The sequence below is a fragment of the Glutamicibacter arilaitensis genome (genome assembly GCF_044793945.1).
Taxonomy (GTDB): Bacteria; Actinomycetota; Actinomycetes; order Actinomycetales; family Micrococcaceae; genus Glutamicibacter; species Glutamicibacter arilaitensis_B.
Genome location: NZ_CP084994.1, coordinates 3,135,187 through 3,152,191, shown reverse-complemented (window position 1 = coordinate 3,152,191; position 17,005 = coordinate 3,135,187). Strand labels below are relative to the sequence as shown.

15 protein-coding genes are annotated in these 17,005 nt (G+C 58.7%); 11 read left to right on the top strand and 4 right to left on the bottom strand.

The window, feature by feature from the left end; translation table 11 throughout:
* Positions 1-173 precede the first annotated feature (173 nt).
* Positions 174-596: a hypothetical protein gene (locus LG294_RS14795; protein WP_404287006.1), complete on the top strand. Its 423-nt coding sequence runs from the start codon at positions 174-176 to the stop codon at positions 594-596.
* A 95-nt stretch (positions 597-691) separates the two neighbouring features.
* On the opposite strand, the gene LG294_RS14790 is transcribed toward LG294_RS14795, so the two are convergent.
* From LG294_RS14790 to LG294_RS14780, 3 genes are all read right to left on the bottom strand, one after another.
* A complete protein-coding gene (locus LG294_RS14790; protein ID WP_404287004.1) occupies positions 692-1,546 on the bottom strand; it encodes an alpha/beta fold hydrolase in 855 nt (284 codons plus the stop codon).
* Between the two features lie 233 nt (positions 1,547-1,779).
* Positions 1,780-3,144, bottom strand: a complete 1,365-nt coding sequence (locus LG294_RS14785) for an MFS transporter (RefSeq protein ID WP_404287002.1) — start codon at positions 3,142-3,144, stop codon at positions 1,780-1,782.
* 388 nt (positions 3,145-3,532) lie between these two features.
* A complete protein-coding gene (locus LG294_RS14780; protein ID WP_404287000.1) occupies positions 3,533-4,324 on the bottom strand; it encodes an IclR family transcriptional regulator in 792 nt (263 codons plus the stop codon).
* Positions 4,325-4,745: 421 nt separating this feature from the next.
* Between LG294_RS14780 and LG294_RS14775 the strand changes: the two genes are divergently transcribed.
* The 6 genes from LG294_RS14775 (at position 4,746) to LG294_RS14750 (ending at position 11,492) form a co-directional block, all read left to right on the top strand.
* Positions 4,746-5,399, top strand: a complete 654-nt coding sequence (locus tag LG294_RS14775) for a peptidyl-tRNA hydrolase (protein WP_404286998.1) — start codon at positions 4,746-4,748, stop codon at positions 5,397-5,399.
* Between the two features lie 254 nt (positions 5,400-5,653).
* On the top strand, positions 5,654-7,714 hold the full coding sequence (locus LG294_RS14770) for an SH3 domain-containing protein (RefSeq protein WP_404286996.1): 2,061 nt from the start codon (positions 5,654-5,656) through the stop codon (positions 7,712-7,714).
* A 113-nt stretch (positions 7,715-7,827) separates the two neighbouring features.
* Positions 7,828-8,808: a formimidoylglutamase gene (gene hutG, locus LG294_RS14765; RefSeq protein ID WP_404286994.1), complete on the top strand. Its 981-nt coding sequence runs from the start codon at positions 7,828-7,830 to the stop codon at positions 8,806-8,808.
* Between the two features lie 103 nt (positions 8,809-8,911).
* Positions 8,912-9,880 carry a metal ABC transporter substrate-binding protein gene (locus LG294_RS14760; protein WP_404291786.1) on the top strand — a complete coding sequence of 323 codons (969 nt, stop codon included), beginning with the start codon at positions 8,912-8,914 and terminating at the stop codon, positions 9,878-9,880.
* Complete coding sequence (locus LG294_RS14755) at positions 9,877-10,617, top strand: metal ABC transporter ATP-binding protein (RefSeq protein WP_404286992.1); 741 nt, start codon at positions 9,877-9,879, stop codon at positions 10,615-10,617. Before LG294_RS14760 ends, LG294_RS14755 begins: the two co-directional genes overlap by 4 nt.
* The gene (locus tag LG294_RS14750; protein ID WP_404286990.1) at positions 10,614-11,492 is read left to right on the top strand and encodes a metal ABC transporter permease; all 879 of its coding nucleotides are present in this window, start codon (positions 10,614-10,616) and stop codon (positions 11,490-11,492) included. The genes LG294_RS14755 and LG294_RS14750 overlap by 4 nt, the downstream gene beginning before the upstream one ends.
* Positions 11,493-11,511: 19 nt before the next feature.
* Here LG294_RS14750 and LG294_RS14745 read toward each other — a convergent pair whose 3' ends face one another.
* A complete protein-coding gene (locus LG294_RS14745) occupies positions 11,512-12,189 on the bottom strand; it encodes a metal-dependent transcriptional regulator (protein ID WP_404286988.1) in 678 nt (225 codons plus the stop codon).
* A 226-nt stretch (positions 12,190-12,415) separates the two neighbouring features.
* Between LG294_RS14745 and LG294_RS14740 the strand changes: the two genes are divergently transcribed.
* Genes LG294_RS14740 through LG294_RS14725 form a run of 4 tightly spaced genes read left to right on the top strand, consistent with a single transcriptional unit; the run spans position 12,416 to position 16,957 of the window.
* Positions 12,416-13,492, top strand: a complete 1,077-nt coding sequence (locus LG294_RS14740; RefSeq protein WP_404286986.1) for a LacI family DNA-binding transcriptional regulator — start codon at positions 12,416-12,418, stop codon at positions 13,490-13,492.
* Positions 13,489-15,003 (top strand): sugar ABC transporter ATP-binding protein, encoded by a 1,515-nt coding sequence (locus tag LG294_RS14735; protein WP_404286984.1) that lies wholly within the window; start codon positions 13,489-13,491, stop codon positions 15,001-15,003. Before LG294_RS14740 ends, LG294_RS14735 begins: the two co-directional genes overlap by 4 nt.
* Positions 15,003-15,971, top strand: coding sequence for an ABC transporter permease (locus LG294_RS14730; RefSeq protein WP_404286982.1), 969 nt, complete (start codon positions 15,003-15,005; stop codon positions 15,969-15,971). The genes LG294_RS14735 and LG294_RS14730 overlap by 1 nt, the downstream gene beginning before the upstream one ends.
* 47 nt (positions 15,972-16,018) lie before the next feature.
* Positions 16,019-16,957, top strand: coding sequence for a substrate-binding domain-containing protein (locus LG294_RS14725; RefSeq protein ID WP_404286980.1), 939 nt, complete (start codon positions 16,019-16,021; stop codon positions 16,955-16,957).
* Positions 16,958-17,005: the final 48 nt, after the last annotated feature.

The following is a 17,005-nucleotide window of genomic DNA, read 5'->3' as shown; positions in this document are numbered from 1 at the left end:
ATTTCACAGATTTTCTGCATGAACTTTCGACCACGAAATCCAGACGCTGCCCAGTATCCAGAGCGCATCGAAATGAGCCGGACATACTTCGGACGGGTATATCACCGACGACAATCGTCAGGAATTCATCCTGCTTTCGGATGTCCTCGGTTCTTCGATGCAGAGTATCAACCGTGAACAACGAAGCCTATGGCGAAACCAATGAGTCTACAGTTTTTGGGCCGTTCTTTGTGGACGATGCCCCGCAGATTGAGTGCGGATATTATCAGTTTTGGGCTCTGACTCCGGCCCCATACTTCATTCCGGACGACGGACCGGCAGGCAAGATGCTCGAAGCGACTGGACGTTCGCCGATGAGAGCCAGCCACTTGCATTTCATGGTGACCGCGGAAAATCGCAGGACACTAGTGACCCATATATTCGTCGCTGGAGACGAGCTGTTGAAATACGACACAGTTTTCGGTGTGAAACAGTCACTAGTGAAGGACTTCGTCCAACAGCCGGTGGGCACACCAACTCCGGATGGTCGCGACTTAGGAGGAGCGAGCTGGGCTAAAACTCGATTCGACATCGTGTTGGCTCCCGAAGGTGTTTAGTCCAATGGTGTAAACCAACTGATCAAATTCAAAGAGATCCGGCCGACACAGGAAAACTGCGTCAGCCGGATCTCTTTGACTAGATGCTTGAAATTTTAGACGTGGCGTTTCAGGTATGAAGAAACTACCTGATTAAATTCCTCGGCACGTTCAACCTGCGACCAGTGGCCGCACTGACTGAAGATATGCGCGTCCGCGTTCGGGATCAAATTCAGCAGTTCCCAGGTGCGCGAGACAGGAATGACAACATCCTGCACGCCATGGATGAGCAGCACCGGGATATCCAGCTTGGCCAGCACCTCGAAGTCCAGTGGCAGTTCGGTACGATCGCGGTCACGAGCGGTAACTACCTCCGCAAGACGGTCGCTGGCGGTGTCGTTCAGCGCCGACTGGTAGCGCAGGGACACCAATTCGTCGGTCACCAACGACTTGTCGACAACGAACATTTCCAGGGTCTTGCGAATGCCCTCTTCGGTCAGCGTCGGGTTGGAATGACCCTTCAGCGCGCCGGTGAGCTTGGCGCCGCCGGTGCCCATGGAAACGACACCGAGCAAACGCTCCGGGAAGTCGATGGCAAATTGGAAGGCCAACCAGCCGCCGAGCGAATTGCCCACGATCCAGGTCTTCTCGATACCCAACGCGTCGAGGGTGCGAACCGCATGGCGGACCCATTCCTTGATGCCGTATTGGATGCCTTCAGCCGCAACTGTCTGTCCGTAGCCGACGGAGTCGATCGCGATGCAGCGTCCTGCCTCGGAGAGTTCTGGCAGGTTCAACCACCAGTTGGCAGCTGCGGTGACCCCGGTTCCCGAGCCGTGCAGGAACAGGATTGGAGTACCCTCGCCCATCTCGTGGTAGTGGGTCAGCTCGCCCTCGGCGGTCTGCAACCATTTGTCTTCGAGGCCAAAGAACTTGTCGGTGGTGTATTCCGGGATTGCTGTTTGAGTCATTGGGGTACTCCTTATATCGATTGGTCTCGATTGCCGGATGACGCTGAACTGCCAAGCGGCATGGATACTACTCTCCACCATAGGAACATCATGCTGCTTAAGCTTCTCGCCGTTCCATTAGATGGAACGCGCCGGGCTACTTGCCTATTTGGCGTTCCTCGGTGACGTAGATGCACATGGCGGATGCAGGCTGATGCTCGGATGCGACTCGTATCGAGCGAACGCCGGATTGACTACAGGCTGATTACTTGGTCGTCTATGGTTTCTTCGGCGCGCGCCGCGGTACGTGCGGCACGGTTGCGAGTTTCCTTGGACAGGATTACCGAAACGCCTGCGAGCACGATCAGCAAGATGAAGTACCAGGCGATGTTACTCGTTCCACCACCGTTGTCGAGGTTGAGCAACCAGGTAGCCATGAGCGGTGCGGTACCGGCGCCCAGCAACGAACCGAGCTGGTAGGTCAAAGAAACACCGGTGTAGCGGTCCTGGGTATCGAACTTCTCGGCCAGGAACGCACCGATCGGTCCATACATGGAAGCTTGGATGATCGGGTTGCCGAGCAGGAACGCTGCGGCAATCATCCAGAAGTTCCCCGAATTGAACAGCGCGAACATCGGGAAGACCAACACGATGGAGATGAAGGCTCCGGCGAGCATCACCGGACGTCGGCCGTAGCGATCCGAAAGATTTGCGAAGAACGGAATCGCGAAGATGTGCACGAACGAGGAGACCGTGAGCATAATCAGGGCTTCTTGCTGAGTGACCACCCCGGTTTTGACGACGTAGGGGACCATGAAAATTGCGATCAGCGACTGCATGAACAGCGGCCCGGCCCCGGCGAGAATGCCGTAAAGCGAAGAAAGCGGGTATTTGGTAAGTACACGGAGAATCGGCACTCCGGTGCTAATCTCATTGTTCGCCTTAGCCGCGACGAAGTCAGGTGACTCGGCTACGCGATAGCGCATATACAGGCCAATGACCACAAGCGCCGCCGAAAGCAGGAAGGGGATGCGCCAGCCCCAGCTCAGGAACTGCTCTTGGGGGAGTCCCGCAAAGAGGCCCAGGATCAATGTCGCCAGCACCGAACCGGTTGGACCGCCGGACACGGCGATCGAGGCGGCCAGACCACGGTTCTTTTCCGGAACGTGTTCGGCGGCCATCAGTGTGGCACCGGCCCATTCACCGCCGACCGCAAGACCCTGCACCACGCGAAGCAGCACCAGCAGCAGTGGGGCGGCGATGCCAATGGTTGAATAGGTCGGCATCAAGCCAATGGCCACCGAGACCAGACCCATCATCATCAGCGTTATGAACAGCATGTTCTTGCGACCGTAGCGATCGCCGAAGTGCCCGAAGAGAATGCCACCGATGGGGCGGGTGACGTAGCCAGCGAGCAAGATGACAAAGGACAGTGCCATGCCCACGGTCGGATCCATGTCATCGGAGAAGAACAGGTGCGGGAAAACTAGACCTGCCGCCGAGCCGTAGAGCAGGAAATCGTAGTATTCAACGGTCGAGCCGAGGAAACTAGAAATCAGTGCGCGGCGGGTTCCTTTTGAGGAGGAAGGCTCCTGTGACTGGGGTGCTGAATTGGTCATGCGAACTCCATGCTGATGGTGAAGAGTATGTGAGCGCGCCTTGCAATTCGCTTTTGTGGCGCGGATTACAGTCTGCCGGTGCGGTGTGCAAGAACACGAAGGAGCGTTCCGGACTGCGGAACGAAATGCTAAATTGCGTTGTGCCGGCTTCTCGGTTTCTTCTCCAGGCACTGCCGAGAGCTCATGAACGCTCAAGGCCTTGGAGTTTGCTGAAGCCGCTGTTCCTTGCAAGAATCACAGCCCGCTGAGTATTTACGGAGAAGGTCCGGCTATTTAGGGCGTGGAATAGCCGATCCAGGGCTCAGCGGAACAGGGGTTTTCAGCCGTCAGCACGAGACCTCGGCCGGCCCATTATGTTCGTGCCGTTGACAGAAATCTCACCGGCAAGTCACTGCGAGCGCTGCACCGCCGCCGTGACGGCAGCTGCAGCCCGTGATGCTTCGAACGCCACCTTGCGCAGCACCGTGGTTTGGCTCTGCGGATTGAAACGCCCGGTCGGACCTGAGATGGATAGGGCTGCTATCGCGCGGCCGCTGCCATCGAATACCGGCGCCGCCACGCAATTGAGACCAATGAGTATTTCATCCCGGTCGTAGCCCACATGTTCCTTGTGGATGGTATTGAGCTCAGCGGCGAGCTGATCAGGGGAGGTAATTGTGTTTTTCGTCCACGTGTACATTTCCTTGGCCATCACGGCGCCAGCGACGTCTGGATTGTATGCCAAGAGAACCTTTCCCACTGCCGTGCAGTAAGAGGGGAGACGGCCGCCGATTCGTGAAGGGCTTCGCACGGCAAGCTGACCGTAGAGCTTATTCAGGTACACCACGTCGGTGCCTTGCAAGACGCCCAAATGCACCGTCTGCCGGGTGGCCTCGTAGAGATTCACCATGAACGGGGTCAGCGCATCACGCAATCTGGCATGCAGATCCGACTCCTGCGTGGTCCCCAAATCCTGGATCAGCTTGCCGAGCCGATAAGCATTGCCTGCGCGGTCCACCGCGCCGTTCGATTGCAAGGATGCCAAGAGGCGAAAGGCGGTGGACTTGGACAGTTCGGCTCGTCGAGCGAGTTCGCTGACTCCGACACCAGTGGCCGCTTCATCGCCGAAAGCACGAAGCAAGGCCATAGCTTTGTCTACCGCGGTGCGTGCATCGCGAGTATCCGGATCCTGAGAAGTCATCTTGTTTTCTCCTTGGGGTCCGGCGAATGATGCAAGTACGCCCCGTTGGCATCTAGGGAGCATCCCTAATCGTCGCGCTCACGGCCAGGGAAGTCAAACATGAAGAGGACCGATTTGCGTGCAATTCAATGCCTGAAACAGGCGGAAATCACCGGTCCAATATTCAGGTGTACTCGATGGCGAGGCAGCCACTAATTCTACGATTTGGCCGATATTGGGTTGAACCAGTGTGGTTCCTGAGTCCTCGACATGAGGATTGTCGTATGTGTAGTTCCTTGCCCGACGACTACTGGAGGTTGGTTTCTCAACGCCTGAAAGTGGTTGGCAAGTTTCGTCTCGTGACGACGGAAAGCGGGACACTAGACGTTGTACGGTTCAACGTTCCACTACGCAGCAAGTGACCGGCACATAGAATGAAGTGGTGAGCGAGCAAACTGAGCGACAACCTTTCGAATTAGTGCAACCCATCATCTTGCGGATCGACAAGGAAGATCCATCTACCGAGGATGAAGGGATCTCGGCGGTGGCACGGGCGGCGATCATTGCCTATCTGCAAGATCCGCAGAACCCTGAGTGGCAAACCTGGGCTAGCCAAGCCTTCGCGAAATCGGTGCGCCGCGCTAATCCAAAAATGTTCGCCAAAGTCTTAGAGTTGTTCCCTGAGCAGATGGTCAGCGAGGTGGGCAAGGCCCAAGCCGTCGGATTGCCACCACTGCCCGCCGCTGACTTGCCCAAGTTGATCGCCAAGCTGCAGGTCTCCGGAACCGAGCTGCCAAAAAGCGATGAGGTTCTAGTTTCCTCGGTGAATATTGTTCTGAACAAATCTTTGGGTATGTCCACCGGCAAAGCCGCGGCGCAAGCAGCGCATGCGCTATTCGCTTGGCTGACTGAAGCAGAGCCGAGCTTCATCGAACACTGGCTCAATGATCACGCACCGGTCGGCGTCAAACAACTGCCGCGCAACGAGTTCGAACGGCTCTCTGATCACGCTTCCGGCCCGGTGATCCAAGACGCCGGTCGAACCGAAATTGACCCCGGCTCGACCACCGCATTCATTCTCTGTGATAAGCCTTAAACGACAGTTTTACCTCTTGTATACGCGAGCCTCGTTTTTGTGTCATGATTCTTTTTGGCGGTAACAGTCATGTCACCACAGCGTATGGCTGTTCACTTTCGTGAGCCAACGAGGATCGGCAGAAATGCCTTGTCACGAGGGTACATAAATTAATGCGCGTCAACCGTGTACTGAGTCTTGCGCTCGCAGCAGTTTTGACTGTAGGGCTCGGAATACCGGCTGTTGCTTCACCGCAGATTCGGTCGGAATCCGTGGTGGAAATTGCCACCGCGAAAGCGAAGTTCTCCAAGAAGACCACAGCAAATTTGAACCTGCGGAAAACCGCGTCAAGCAAATCCGCTTCGCTGCTGGTGATTCCAAAAAATACCACGGTATCGGTGATCCGGAGCAGCACCGGATGGGACCAGGTGAGCTATGCGAAAAAGACCGGATGGGTCTCATCCAAATACCTGACTGGGGTTGCGGTTCCGAGCGAGTCTAAGCCGAAGGCAAGTGTTTATCGCTACCTGAAGTCTTTCCAGGCATTACGCCAGAAGGCATCCGCCTCATCGACTTCATTGACCGGCGTGATCCGTAAAACCAAGGTTCAAAGACTAGGGTCTTCGGGAGCTTGGACTCGCATTAAGATCGGACGCGCGATTGGGTTCGTGCCGACTAACCAGCTTTCCTCGTCTATGCCGGCTGCGGTGTATCGGTACACCAAGTCCGCTCAGTCGGTCTACAAATCAGCTTCCACTAGAGCAACCACCGTCACCCGCGTCGCATCCGGAGCAAAGATCGAATGGTTGCGAACTTCGGGAAGCTGGGCTTACGTCTCCGCTTCTGGTGTCAGGGGATGGATATCCGCCAAGCAACTGTCCAGCACGAAGCCAGTGGTCAATAAGGTCCTTGGCAATCGGTGGGTGATCACTAGCACCGTGGTGCGCCAGGGCAACTGGAATCAGTCCAAATCCTTGGGCACTATTAAATCCGGCGAAAAGGTCGGCCTCTACCTGAGCAAGGGATCATGGTCCAAGGTGAGGACAACGCGCGGTACAGGTTGGGTCCCTACCAAAAATTTGGTGAGCAGCTATTACAAGCCTTATTCCGCCACATTTCGCTGGACCGTTAAGCAGACGGCACTGCGCTCGAATAACGCTGGATCAAGCAGGCACATAGGTACCGTTCCCAAAAATGAAAAGGTGAGCATGTATGGCACCGCCAACGGTTGGGCCCGAGTCAAAACCTCCAAGGGCATCGGCTGGGTGGCCACTCGGGAGCTGACCGCGAGCAAGCCCGTCACCAACGTATTGAAGGGCAACCGTTGGACCGTGAAATCCGTAGCGGTGCGCGCCAGCGCTTCCACTAAAGCCAAGTCTTATGGTGTCATCCGGGTTGGGGAGAAGGTTGGGTTCTACGCCGCCAGCGGCTCGTGGTCCCAGGTGAAAACTTCCCGCGGTACCGGCTGGGTAGCAACCAGCTCACTGGTCAACAGTGCCTACAAGCCACTGAATAAGCTGAAACGCTGGACGACAAGCAACGTGCATTTGCGCGCGGGGTACTCGGTGACCCACCAGTCTCTGGGTGTTGTCACTAAGCACCAGCTGGTCACTGCACTTGGAAGCGCCAATGGTTGGATACGGGTGAGCACCTCCAAAGGCACCGGATGGATCAGTTCCGGCTACCTGTCAACTACTGCGCCCAAGAAACCTGCGCCAGACTTGCAGGAAACAAACAACTACCGATGGACGACAGCCAACGTCAACCTTCGCGCTGGCGCTGGGGTCACTCATCAGAGCAAAGGCGTCGTACCTTCAGGTGAGAAGGTCACGTATCTGAAGTCAAGCACTGGCTGGGCGAACGTGAAAACATCCAGAGGCTACGGGTGGATCAAGGAGAGCTACCTATCCCAGCGGGCGCCGGCAACCCTCCAACCTGATGCGCGTCGAGTTATGAAGGCAATTGATGGCCGATTCAGCGACACGGTCAGCTACATCCACACGATTCGCAGTGGTTCAGTCGGGCATAGCGCAGGCAAAGCAGTGGATTTGATGATCCGGGACTACAAGAACAAGCGCCGGATCGCTCAGGGTGATGAGCTAGCTCAGTTCCTGATCGATAATCGCGCTCAACTGGGAATCTATTATCTTATTTGGCAGGATCAGATCTGGCTTCCGGTGACGGGCTGGAATGAATACTCCGGTTCGGGCAAGTACGGAAACCAGTTCTCGAATAACTGGAACGACACCACACTGCACTTAGACCATATTCACGTTGAGGTCTATGGGGATTCGGGAACTGATGGCAGGCTGGATCTCAGCGCTCTGGCCCGCTGAAACTGATGGATGGTGCAACGAAGGGACCGTCGTCTGTGGATCAGTCCGAAATCCCGGACTTGCATCGGTTGAAGCTCTAGCATGCGAAGGCAAGTATCTGGTCTGCTGGTGACATGGAGAAATTTGTGCCGAACCCGGAAATTCAAGTAGACCGACAAGCCGCAAGCTGGAGCGGTCGAACTGACGGGACCGGTGAGCAGCATCTGCGCTGGCATCAGCACGTCGCAATTGGGCCATGCGAGATGTCCGCACCGCAGGCGGGCCGTCGTCCGGTAGCACTTCTCGGCTTTGCCTCGGATGCAGGTGTGTTGCGAAACCACGGACGAATCGGTGCGGCTGAAGGGCCGGCTGCTCTACGCGCTGCGCTGAGCTCGTTTGCGATCCATGAATCGCGCGCGGTCTGCGACGCAGGCGACATAGTGGTTGTTGGTGACGAGCTCGAATCAGGCCAGATGCGATTAGCTAAGAGCGTTAGCGAATTATTAAACGCGGGGGCACTCCCGGTGGTCCTCGGCGGAGGGCATGAGACGGCCTATGGATCCTTTGGTGGCCTTTTTGATCAACTCCAAAACCATCCCGATGCGCGTATCGGAATCCTCAACCTTGATGCGCACTTCGACTTGCGCAGTGCACCACGCCGAAGTAGCGGTACGCCTTTTAAAGACATCGCCAACGACATGCTCGCCGCCGGGCGAGCATTCAACTACGCAGTTCTTGGCATCAGCCAGCCGAACAACACGCGGCAGTTATTTGACCAGGCCGCGGCTTTGGGCGTTAGGTACCTGCTTGATGAGCAATGCGGGGCGAGCTCCCTCGGGGCCGTCACCGAGTTCATCGATAGTTTTTTGCACGGCGTCGATCAGCTGTATCTGACTATCGACCTCGACGTATTACCCGCTTCGGTTGCGCCAGGGGTGAGTGCACCGGCTGCCTACGGAGTTCCACTAGAGGTCATTCATGCAATCTGCCGGCAAGTTGTCGACAGTGGAAAGCTCGCGCTTGTCGATGTGGTGGAACTTAACCCGCGTTTTGATATTGACGGACGTACCGCACGTACCGCTGCGCGGCTGATTAATACGCTCGTAGGGGTCTAGCCCGCACATATATTTCGCAGAAATTTAGTCGCCAACTTTGATGTTTGACCCCTCAAACATTATGCTGTGTGTAAGCGGATTTTTCGTGGCGGTCAAACGTGAAATGGTGTGGGCAACGGTGCAAACAGCGCAAAGCAGGTGGCAGGGGTCTTGGCTTCTGCGCGCCCTGACCCTGACCTGCATCTTCGTACTGGTGCTTAGTGGCTGCAGTGTTTCAGATGAGCCCGAATTAGAGCCTGCGCAGGATGATCGGCCAGTGGTTCTGACGACTTTCACCGTTCTCGCGGACATTGCGCAAAATGTTGCCGGCGAGCATTTGCGCGTTGAATCGGTGACTAAACTTGGGGCCGAAATTCATGGCTACGAACCAACCCCGGATGATTTGCGGCGGGCCTCTCACGCGGATCTGATCCTTGACAACGGGTTGAATTTGGAAGCATGGTTCGAACAATTTGTCCACGATAACCCTGCGCCGCACCTGACGGTTAGCGACGGAGTGGAAGTCATTGGCATTGCTGAAGATGCCGGAATCGGCAAACCCAACCCGCATGCCTGGATGAGTCCGCTGAACGTCAAAATCTACGTGGACCATATGATCCAAGGGTTCAGCGAACTCGATCCTGAACACGCGAGGGACTTCGCTAAAAACGGTGAAGCCTATAAGCAGGAGATCCAAGCGGTCCAAGACCAGCTCGCCAGGGACCTCGCTCAAGTGCCAGAGCGGCAAAGGGTGCTTGTCACTTGCGAGGGAGCCTTCAGCTATTTGGCCCGAGACGTCGGACTCCGCGAAAAATATCTCTGGGCCGTGAACGCCGAGTCCATGGCCACCCCGCGCAAGGTTGCGGCAGCCATTGACTACATTCGCGAGCACGAGGTTCCGGCAGTCTTCTGCGAATCGACCGTCTCGGACGCTGCCATGCAGCGCGTGGTGGAATCCACCGACGCGGTCTACGGAGGAACGCTCTTCGTGGATTCCTTATCCGAGCCCGACGGGCCGGTGCCCAGCTATCTTGACCTCATCACCCATGACGCGCAAACCATCGCCCGTGCCTTAAGAGGAGAACTCAAATGACACTTGCAATCGATGTTGACGCGGCGACGGTTCACTATGGATCTGTACTCGCCCTGGACAAGGCTTCGGTGCAACTAGAACGCGGATCCGTCTGCGGATTAGTCGGCATGAACGGGTCCGGAAAATCCACGCTCTTCAAAACGATTATGGGGTTGCTCAAGCCCGATACCGGCAAGGTGCTGGTCAACGGGGCGACCCCCTTGCAGGCACGCAAATCCGGGGCTATCGGCTACGTCCCGCAAAATGAGGCGGTCGACTGGGACTTCCCGATCTCGGTGCGCGAGGTCGTGATGACCGGACGCTACGGGCATATGGGCTTCACCCGGCGTCCCAAGAAGGCGGATCAGGCGGCGGTGGACGCTGCGCTGGAACGCGTGGAATTGACCGAGCATGCGGGACGGCAAATAGGTCAATTATCCGGTGGGCAAAAGAAGCGGGCCTTCGTGGCTCGCTGCATCGCACAGGAATCAAGCATCATGCTTCTGGACGAACCATTTGCCGGGGTGGACAAGCGCAGCGAAGCGACAATTACCAAGCTATTGCGTGAGGTGGCAGATCAGGGCGGAAGCGTGCTGATCTCAACCCATGACCTGCATGCGCTACCGGCCTTGGCGGACCAGGCGATTCTATTAATGCGCAAGGTTTTGATGCAAGGCGACCCGCAATTGGTCTTGCGACCTGAGAATCTCGCCATGGCCTTTGGCCTGGACCCGATGAACCGAGGCGACGCAGCATGAACCTGATCGAGCTATTGGCCGAACCGCTGAGCTACACCTTCATGGTGCGGGCGCTCGCCGTCACGGTCATCGCGGCAATCCTGTGTGCGGTGCTCTCCTGCTGGCTGGTACTCATTGGCTGGTCGCTGATGGGAGATGCGGTCTCCCACGCGGTGCTGCCCGGGGTTGTGCTCGCTTACATTGTCGGTGCACCCTTCGCACTGGGGGCCTTGGTCTTTGGGTTCCTGGCAGTGGCGCTGATCGGGGGAGTCCGCGATACCTCAAGGCTGAAAGAAGACGCAGCCATCGGCATCGTATTCACCACGCTCTTTTCCTTCGGCCTGGTGCTGATTTCGGTCACCCCAAGCCATCTGGATTTGAACCACATCATCTTCGGAAATCTGCTTGGAGTCTCGGCCGCAGATCTATGGCAGGTCATCATCCTCGGGGCGGTGACCTTCCTGATCCTGGTTTTGAAGCGCAAGGATTTCACTTTGTATGCCTTCGATTCGACCCACGCGCATGCTTTGGGGATGAATCCGCGATTGATTGGAGCAGTGCTCTTGGGGCTGCTCGCGATGACTTCGGTGGTGGCGCTACAGGCGGTTGGGGTCATTCTGGTGGTGGCGATGCTGATCATCCCCGGCGCCAGCGCCTACCTGCTAACCAATAGTTTCGGCAAGATGCTGATCATCGCTCCGGCGCTTGCCGCGTTGGCTGGGATTATCGGCGTGTACGTCAGCTACTACGTGGATGCTTCAACCGGCGGCATGGTGGTGCTTTCGCAAGGCGCGATCTTCGTGTTGATTTACCTGTTCAGCCCGCGGCAAGGGCTGGTGGCCCATCGGCTCATGTTGCTCCGCCGCCGCAAATCCCTGGAGCTGTCCGCCAACTAGCGGCGCATGAAGAAACGCTTTAGGGCAGGGCGGAGACCCAGACGGCTTCGGTGGCGCGCGTGCCAAGTCGAATCACCGACTCACTGCCGTTGGCAGTGACCTCCAAGGTATCGGAAAATGGGGCGCCGGTGGCGATCGCCAGTTGCGCTCCCACGGTGATGCCATTCTCCGAGAAATACTGCAAGAGTTCGGAATCCGAGTCGGAGATCCGCTCTACCGTCACTTTTTGCCCTGGCTGCGCCTCGGCGAGCAGAATGGCAACGGGAATCGAGATGGCCCCCTCTGCGGTGGGGATCGGATCGCCATGCGGGTCGCGGGTCGGGTGTCCGAGCAGCTCATCGATGCGCTGAATCATGAACTCCGAAACTGCATGTTCAAGTTGCTCGGCCTCATCGTGGACCTGATCCCAGCGGTAGCCGAGCATCTGCACCAGAAAGGTTTCGATCAGCCGGTGCCGACGCACCATGGTGACGGCGTACTCTCGACCGAGCGGGGTCAGCGAAACCGCACCATAGGGTGCGTGGTCCAATAAGCCTTGCTGGCGCAATTTGGCCATGGCGCCGGATACCGTGGACAGCTTCATCCCAGCCTTCTCGGCGATGACCGTAGGGGTCACCGGCTCATCAGACCATTCATTCAGACTGAAAATGATCTTGAGGTAATTCTGCGCGCTATCCGAAAGCTGAGTAACCGACACGCTTTCATCATAGTCAACTGCGCACACCGGAGGCATGGGGTGGCGCCGATCCAGCGGAATAAATCTGAGTTTTTCGGTGATCAATTCCTGCCTCTCTCCAAACTGGCTGGTCAGGGGCGTGTCCCGAGTATGCGCCGGGTTTTCCCCTGCCTAAGCCGTCGCGTCTGCCTTGACTAGAAATCCTCCGTAGGGAAGACTGTGTAATCGATTCCATGGAATCGATTACATGAGTAAGCAAGGGAGCTTATTGGCCATGAATGCGGTCACCATCAAGGACGTCGCCAGCGCAGCAGGTGTATCTGTTGCCACCGCCTCGCGCGTCCTGTCCGGTCACCCGGCCACCTCGCCATCCTCCCGCTCCAAGGTTGAGGCAGCTGCCAGCGACTTGGGCTTCATGCCTAACGCGCAAGCCCGCTCCCTGCGCTCCACCAAAACAGACTCCATTGCCTTGCTCATCTCGGATGTACGCAACCCTTATTTCTCCGATTTGGCGCACTCCGTTGAACAGCATGCCCGGGCCGCGGGCCTGATGACCTTCATGGGCAATGCCAACGAAGACTCCACGCAGCAAGACGACTTTCTGGCAACCATGCTTTCACGCCGCGTGGACGGGCTGATCATTGTCCCGCAAGGCCTGGACGAAGAAGCCGATACGCCCAGCCAGATGATGCAGCGCGTACTTTCCAGCGGCATCCCCACGGTCTTCGTGGACCGCGCACTGCGCGGAAGCAACGTCCCGGCGATCACCACCGACAGCACCAACGCGGTCAACGAAGCGGTAGCCACGCTCAAAGAACTGGGCCATTCCACGATCGCGTTCATCGGCGGACCAAAGCATGCCTCCACCGCGTTGGAACGCTACAGCTCCTTCAAATCAGCTCTTGCGGCGAACGGATTGGATCACGATCAATCGCTGCACTTCGTCGGCGACTTCAAGCCCGCGTCGGGGGCCGAGGCAGCTCGCTGGTTGCTCAGCCGCAGCGACAAGCCAAGCGCCGTGATCATCGCCGATGCGCCGATGGCCATCGGAGCGCTCACCGTCTGGCGCGAAGCCGGCATCCGCGTGGGCACGGACCTGTCGGTGATCACCTTCGATGAGGTCGACGCGATGCTGATGCATGACCCGCCGATCGCCACCATCAGCCACGATTTGGGGCTTATGGGGCGGCTCGCGGTCAGCTCCCTGACCGCGGTGATGCAAGGCCAGGATCCGGCACCCCAAGAGCTGCAAAGCAAATTTACTTCGCGCGCCTCGGTGGCCGCTCAAGCAACACCAGTGATGGAAGGAAAGGCACGCCCATGAGTAATGACGCTCTACTGGTCCTTGACCGGGTCTGTAAATCGTTCGGGCCCGTCCAAGTGATCGACGAGGTCACCGTCGAGGTCCACGCCGGCAAGGTCTCGGTCCTGCTCGGCGAAAACGGCGCGGGCAAGTCCACCCTGATCAAGATGATCGCCGGGGTGCACACCGCCGACTCCGGACGCATCCTGATGGACGGCAAGGAAGTGAAGATCCCGGACACCAAGGCTTCCGAAGCCTTAGGCATCGCCACCATCCACCAGGAGCTGAACCTGGTTCCTTCGATGACCATCGCCGAGAACATCACCTTGGGCCGGGTACCGCGCCGCTTCGGCATCATCAACCGCCGCGAGATGCGCCGCATCGCCCGCGAGGCGCTGGACCAGCTGGGCCTGAGTCTCGATGTGAACACCCCGGTGGGGAACCTCGGCCTAGCCGAGCAGCAGCTGGTGGAAATCGCCAAGGCGCTGTCCCTGGATGCCCGCGTGCTGATTCTCGACGAGCCGACCGCAGCGCTGACCAACGCGGAAATCGCAGGCCTCTTCGAGGTAGTGAACCAGCTGAAGGCCAAGGGCGTGGGAATGGTATTCATCAGCCACCACTTGGATGAGATCGCCGAGATTGGCGACTTCGTCAACGTGCTGCGTGACGGCAAGTTCATCGCCACCGTGCCCGCGGACACCGACGAGAATGAACTCGTGCGCCTGATGGTCGGCCGCGATATCGACGCCCAGTTCCCGCGCCAGGCAACAGTCCCCGGACAAACCGCGCTGCTGAGCGTGGAGAACCTGTCCATCGGCGCGCTTGAGAACATCTCGCTGTCGGTCCGCCCCGGTGAGGTCGTCGCCCTGGCTGGGCTGATGGGCGCCGGGCGCACCGAGCTGATCCGCGCGATCGCCGGAGCAGATAAGTACTCCAGCGGAACCGTGAAGGTCGCCGGAAAGAAACTTCCAAGCAACGATGTCGCGGCCGCCACGCGCGCGGGCCTCGGCCATGTGCCCGAGGACCGCAAAACCCAGGGGCTGGTGCTGGACGCATCCGTAGCTGAGAACATCGGCTACGCCACCATGGCTTCCACCGCCAAGGGCGGCCTGGTGGACCGCAAGGGCCAGCGCGAGCGCGCCGAATCCGTGGCCGCCCGGCTGCGCATCCGCATGGGAAGCATCGACCAGCCGATCCGTTCCCTCTCCGGAGGCAACCAGCAGAAAGCGGTCTTCGGCCGCTGGTTCTCCGCCGGCGCGAAGGTGCTGCTGCTGGACGAACCAACCCGTGGCGTGGACGTCGGGGCGAAGGTCGAAATCTACGAGCTGATCAATGAGATCACCGCCGCCGGAGGCTGCGTACTGATGGCCTCCAGCGAACTGCCCGAAGTGCTGGGCATGAGTGACCGCGTCCTGGTGATGAGCCAGGGCCGGATCGCCGGAGAACTAGCCACCGAACAAGCCACTCAAGACAGCATCATGGCCCTGGCCGTGAGCAATGTGCACCGCGAAGATGAAATGGGAAAGAAGTAATGAGCAGCGTAGCCACCACACCCAAGAAGGGCTTTGACTTCAAGGCATTCCTTGCAAACAACGGTGCCCTAGTCGGCCTGGTTGTTCTTTGCCTTGCCATGTTCATCGCGACCCCGCGCTTCTTGACCGGGCCGAATCTGATGAACATCGGCATCCAGGTCTCCACCATCGCGGTAATGGCCTTCGGCATGACCTTCGTGATCGTCGCCGCCGGCATCGACCTTTCGGTCGGTTCCATCGCCGCGATCTCGGCGATGACCTCCTCCTACTGGGTAACCACCGCCGGACTGCCCGACGGGATGTCGATCATCGTCGGCCTTGCCATCGGCGGACTCTGCGGCTGGGTCACCGGTGCAATGAGCGCCTACGGCAAACTGCCCACCTTCATCGCCTCGCTGGCGATGCTCACCATCGTGCGCGGGCTGACCCTGGTCATCTCCGACGGACGCCCCATCGCCACCGGCGAGGCGGTGTCCTGGTTGGGCGGGGATTTGGGCTTCATGCCGGTGCCGATCTTGATTCTGCTTGTCTCGGGCTTGATCGCGGCGTTCGTGCTGAACCGCACCATCATCGGCAAAAACGCCTTCGCCGTGGGCGGCAACACCGAAGCCGCGCGGCTCTCTGGAATCCCGGTCAAGCGCGTACTGGTCACCGTCTTCGTCATCTCCGGCATCTTCGCCGCGCTGTCGGGCATGATCCTGGCAGGCCGTCTGGATTCGGCGCAGCCCACTCTTGCCAGCGGCTACGAGCTGGACGCCATCGCCGCGGTAGTCATCGGCGGCGCTTCGCTTTCGGGCGGTGTCGGACGCATCTCCGGCACGCTGATCGGCGCCCTGGTCCTCGCGGTCATCCGCAACGGCCTGAATCTGCTCTCGGTGTCCGCCTTCTGGCAGCAGGTAGTCATCGGCCTGGTGATCGCGATCGCCGTGGGCTTCGACGTGCTGCGCCGCAAGAACGTGCGCCACTAAAACTTTTATTGATCAACCACTCAACATTTAGTTCAAAGGAGAACCCGATGAAGAACATCGTGCGCAAGACCACCGCCCTGACCCTGGGCCTGGCCCTCGTACTCGGCGCCAGCGCCTGCGGCCGCGGCGAAGCGGCAGCCGAGGGTGGCAAAGCGACCCTGGCCGTATCGACCCTGAACAACCCATTCTTCGTCGACCTGCGTGACGGCGCAGAAGCCGAGGCCAAGGCTCAGGGCATCGAGCTGTCGGTGGTCGACGCCCAGAATGACTCGGCCAGCCAGGCGAACCAGCTGGCCACCGCCGCCACCGATGGCAGCGCCGGAGTCATCATCAACGCCGTGGATACCGAGACCGCGGAAGCCGGCCTGGCCCCGGTAGTCGCCGCCGAACTTCCAATCGTCGCCGTTGACCGTTCGGTGGGAGAGACCAAGGTCGCGTCATTCGTCGCCTCGGATAACGTGGCTGGCGGCGAGCAGGCAGCCAAGGCCTTGGCAGAATCCCTGGATGGCAAGGGCAAAATCATCATCCTCGAAGGTGTACCGGGCGCTTCGGCAACCAACGAGCGCGGCGAGGGCTTCACCAAGGGCCTGAAGGAATTTGCAGGCATCGAGGTCGTTTCCTCGCAGACCGCTAACTTCGACCGGGCCGAGGCACTGGACGTGGTCACCAACCTGATGCAGTCAAACCCGGACGCCGCAGGCGTGCTGGCTATGAATGACGAAATGGCGCTCGGCGCCATCCAGGCTCTGGGCGACAAGGCAGGCAAGGCCGTCAAGGTTGTTGGCTTCGATGGCACCGAAGACGGCTTCAAGGCAGTGGAGGCGGGCACCCTCGTTGCCACTATCGCGCAGAACCCAGCCGAGCTGGGCAAGCAGTCGGTGCAGATCCTTGCAAAGGCCATGAAGGATGAAGCCGTAGAGGAAACCGTTCAGGTCGCGGTGGACACCGTGGACACCGAAAACGTCGCCGAGTACGCCACCAAGTAATTCCAGCCAGCACCCCCTTTCGCCGGTCGAGAGCTAATGCAGCTACAA

What these genes read in the sequence shown, in the direction of transcription:
- LG294_RS14790 (WP_404287004.1), bottom strand. Translation starts at nt 1,546, where the DNA reads ATGACTCAAACAGCAATCCCGGAATACACCACCGACAAGTTCTTTGGC.
- LG294_RS14785 (WP_404287002.1), bottom strand. Translation starts at nt 3,144, where the DNA reads ATGACCAATTCAGCACCCCAGTCACAGGAGCCTTCCTCCTCAAAAGGA.
- LG294_RS14780 (WP_404287000.1), bottom strand. Translation starts at nt 4,324, where the DNA reads ATGACTTCTCAGGATCCGGATACTCGCGATGCACGCACCGCGGTAGAC.
- hutG (WP_404286994.1), top strand. Translation starts at nt 7,828, where the DNA reads ATGGAGAAATTTGTGCCGAACCCGGAAATTCAAGTAGACCGACAAGCC.
- LG294_RS14760 (WP_404291786.1), top strand. Translation starts at nt 8,912, where the DNA reads ATGGTGTGGGCAACGGTGCAAACAGCGCAAAGCAGGTGGCAGGGGTCT.
- LG294_RS14755 (WP_404286992.1), top strand. Translation starts at nt 9,877, where the DNA reads ATGACACTTGCAATCGATGTTGACGCGGCGACGGTTCACTATGGATCT.
- LG294_RS14750 (WP_404286990.1), top strand. Translation starts at nt 10,614, where the DNA reads ATGAACCTGATCGAGCTATTGGCCGAACCGCTGAGCTACACCTTCATG.
- LG294_RS14740 (WP_404286986.1), top strand. Translation starts at nt 12,416, where the DNA reads ATGAGTAAGCAAGGGAGCTTATTGGCCATGAATGCGGTCACCATCAAG.
- LG294_RS14735 (WP_404286984.1), top strand. Translation starts at nt 13,489, where the DNA reads ATGAGTAATGACGCTCTACTGGTCCTTGACCGGGTCTGTAAATCGTTC.
- LG294_RS14730 (WP_404286982.1), top strand. Translation starts at nt 15,003, where the DNA reads ATGAGCAGCGTAGCCACCACACCCAAGAAGGGCTTTGACTTCAAGGCA.
- LG294_RS14725 (WP_404286980.1), top strand. Translation starts at nt 16,019, where the DNA reads ATGAAGAACATCGTGCGCAAGACCACCGCCCTGACCCTGGGCCTGGCC.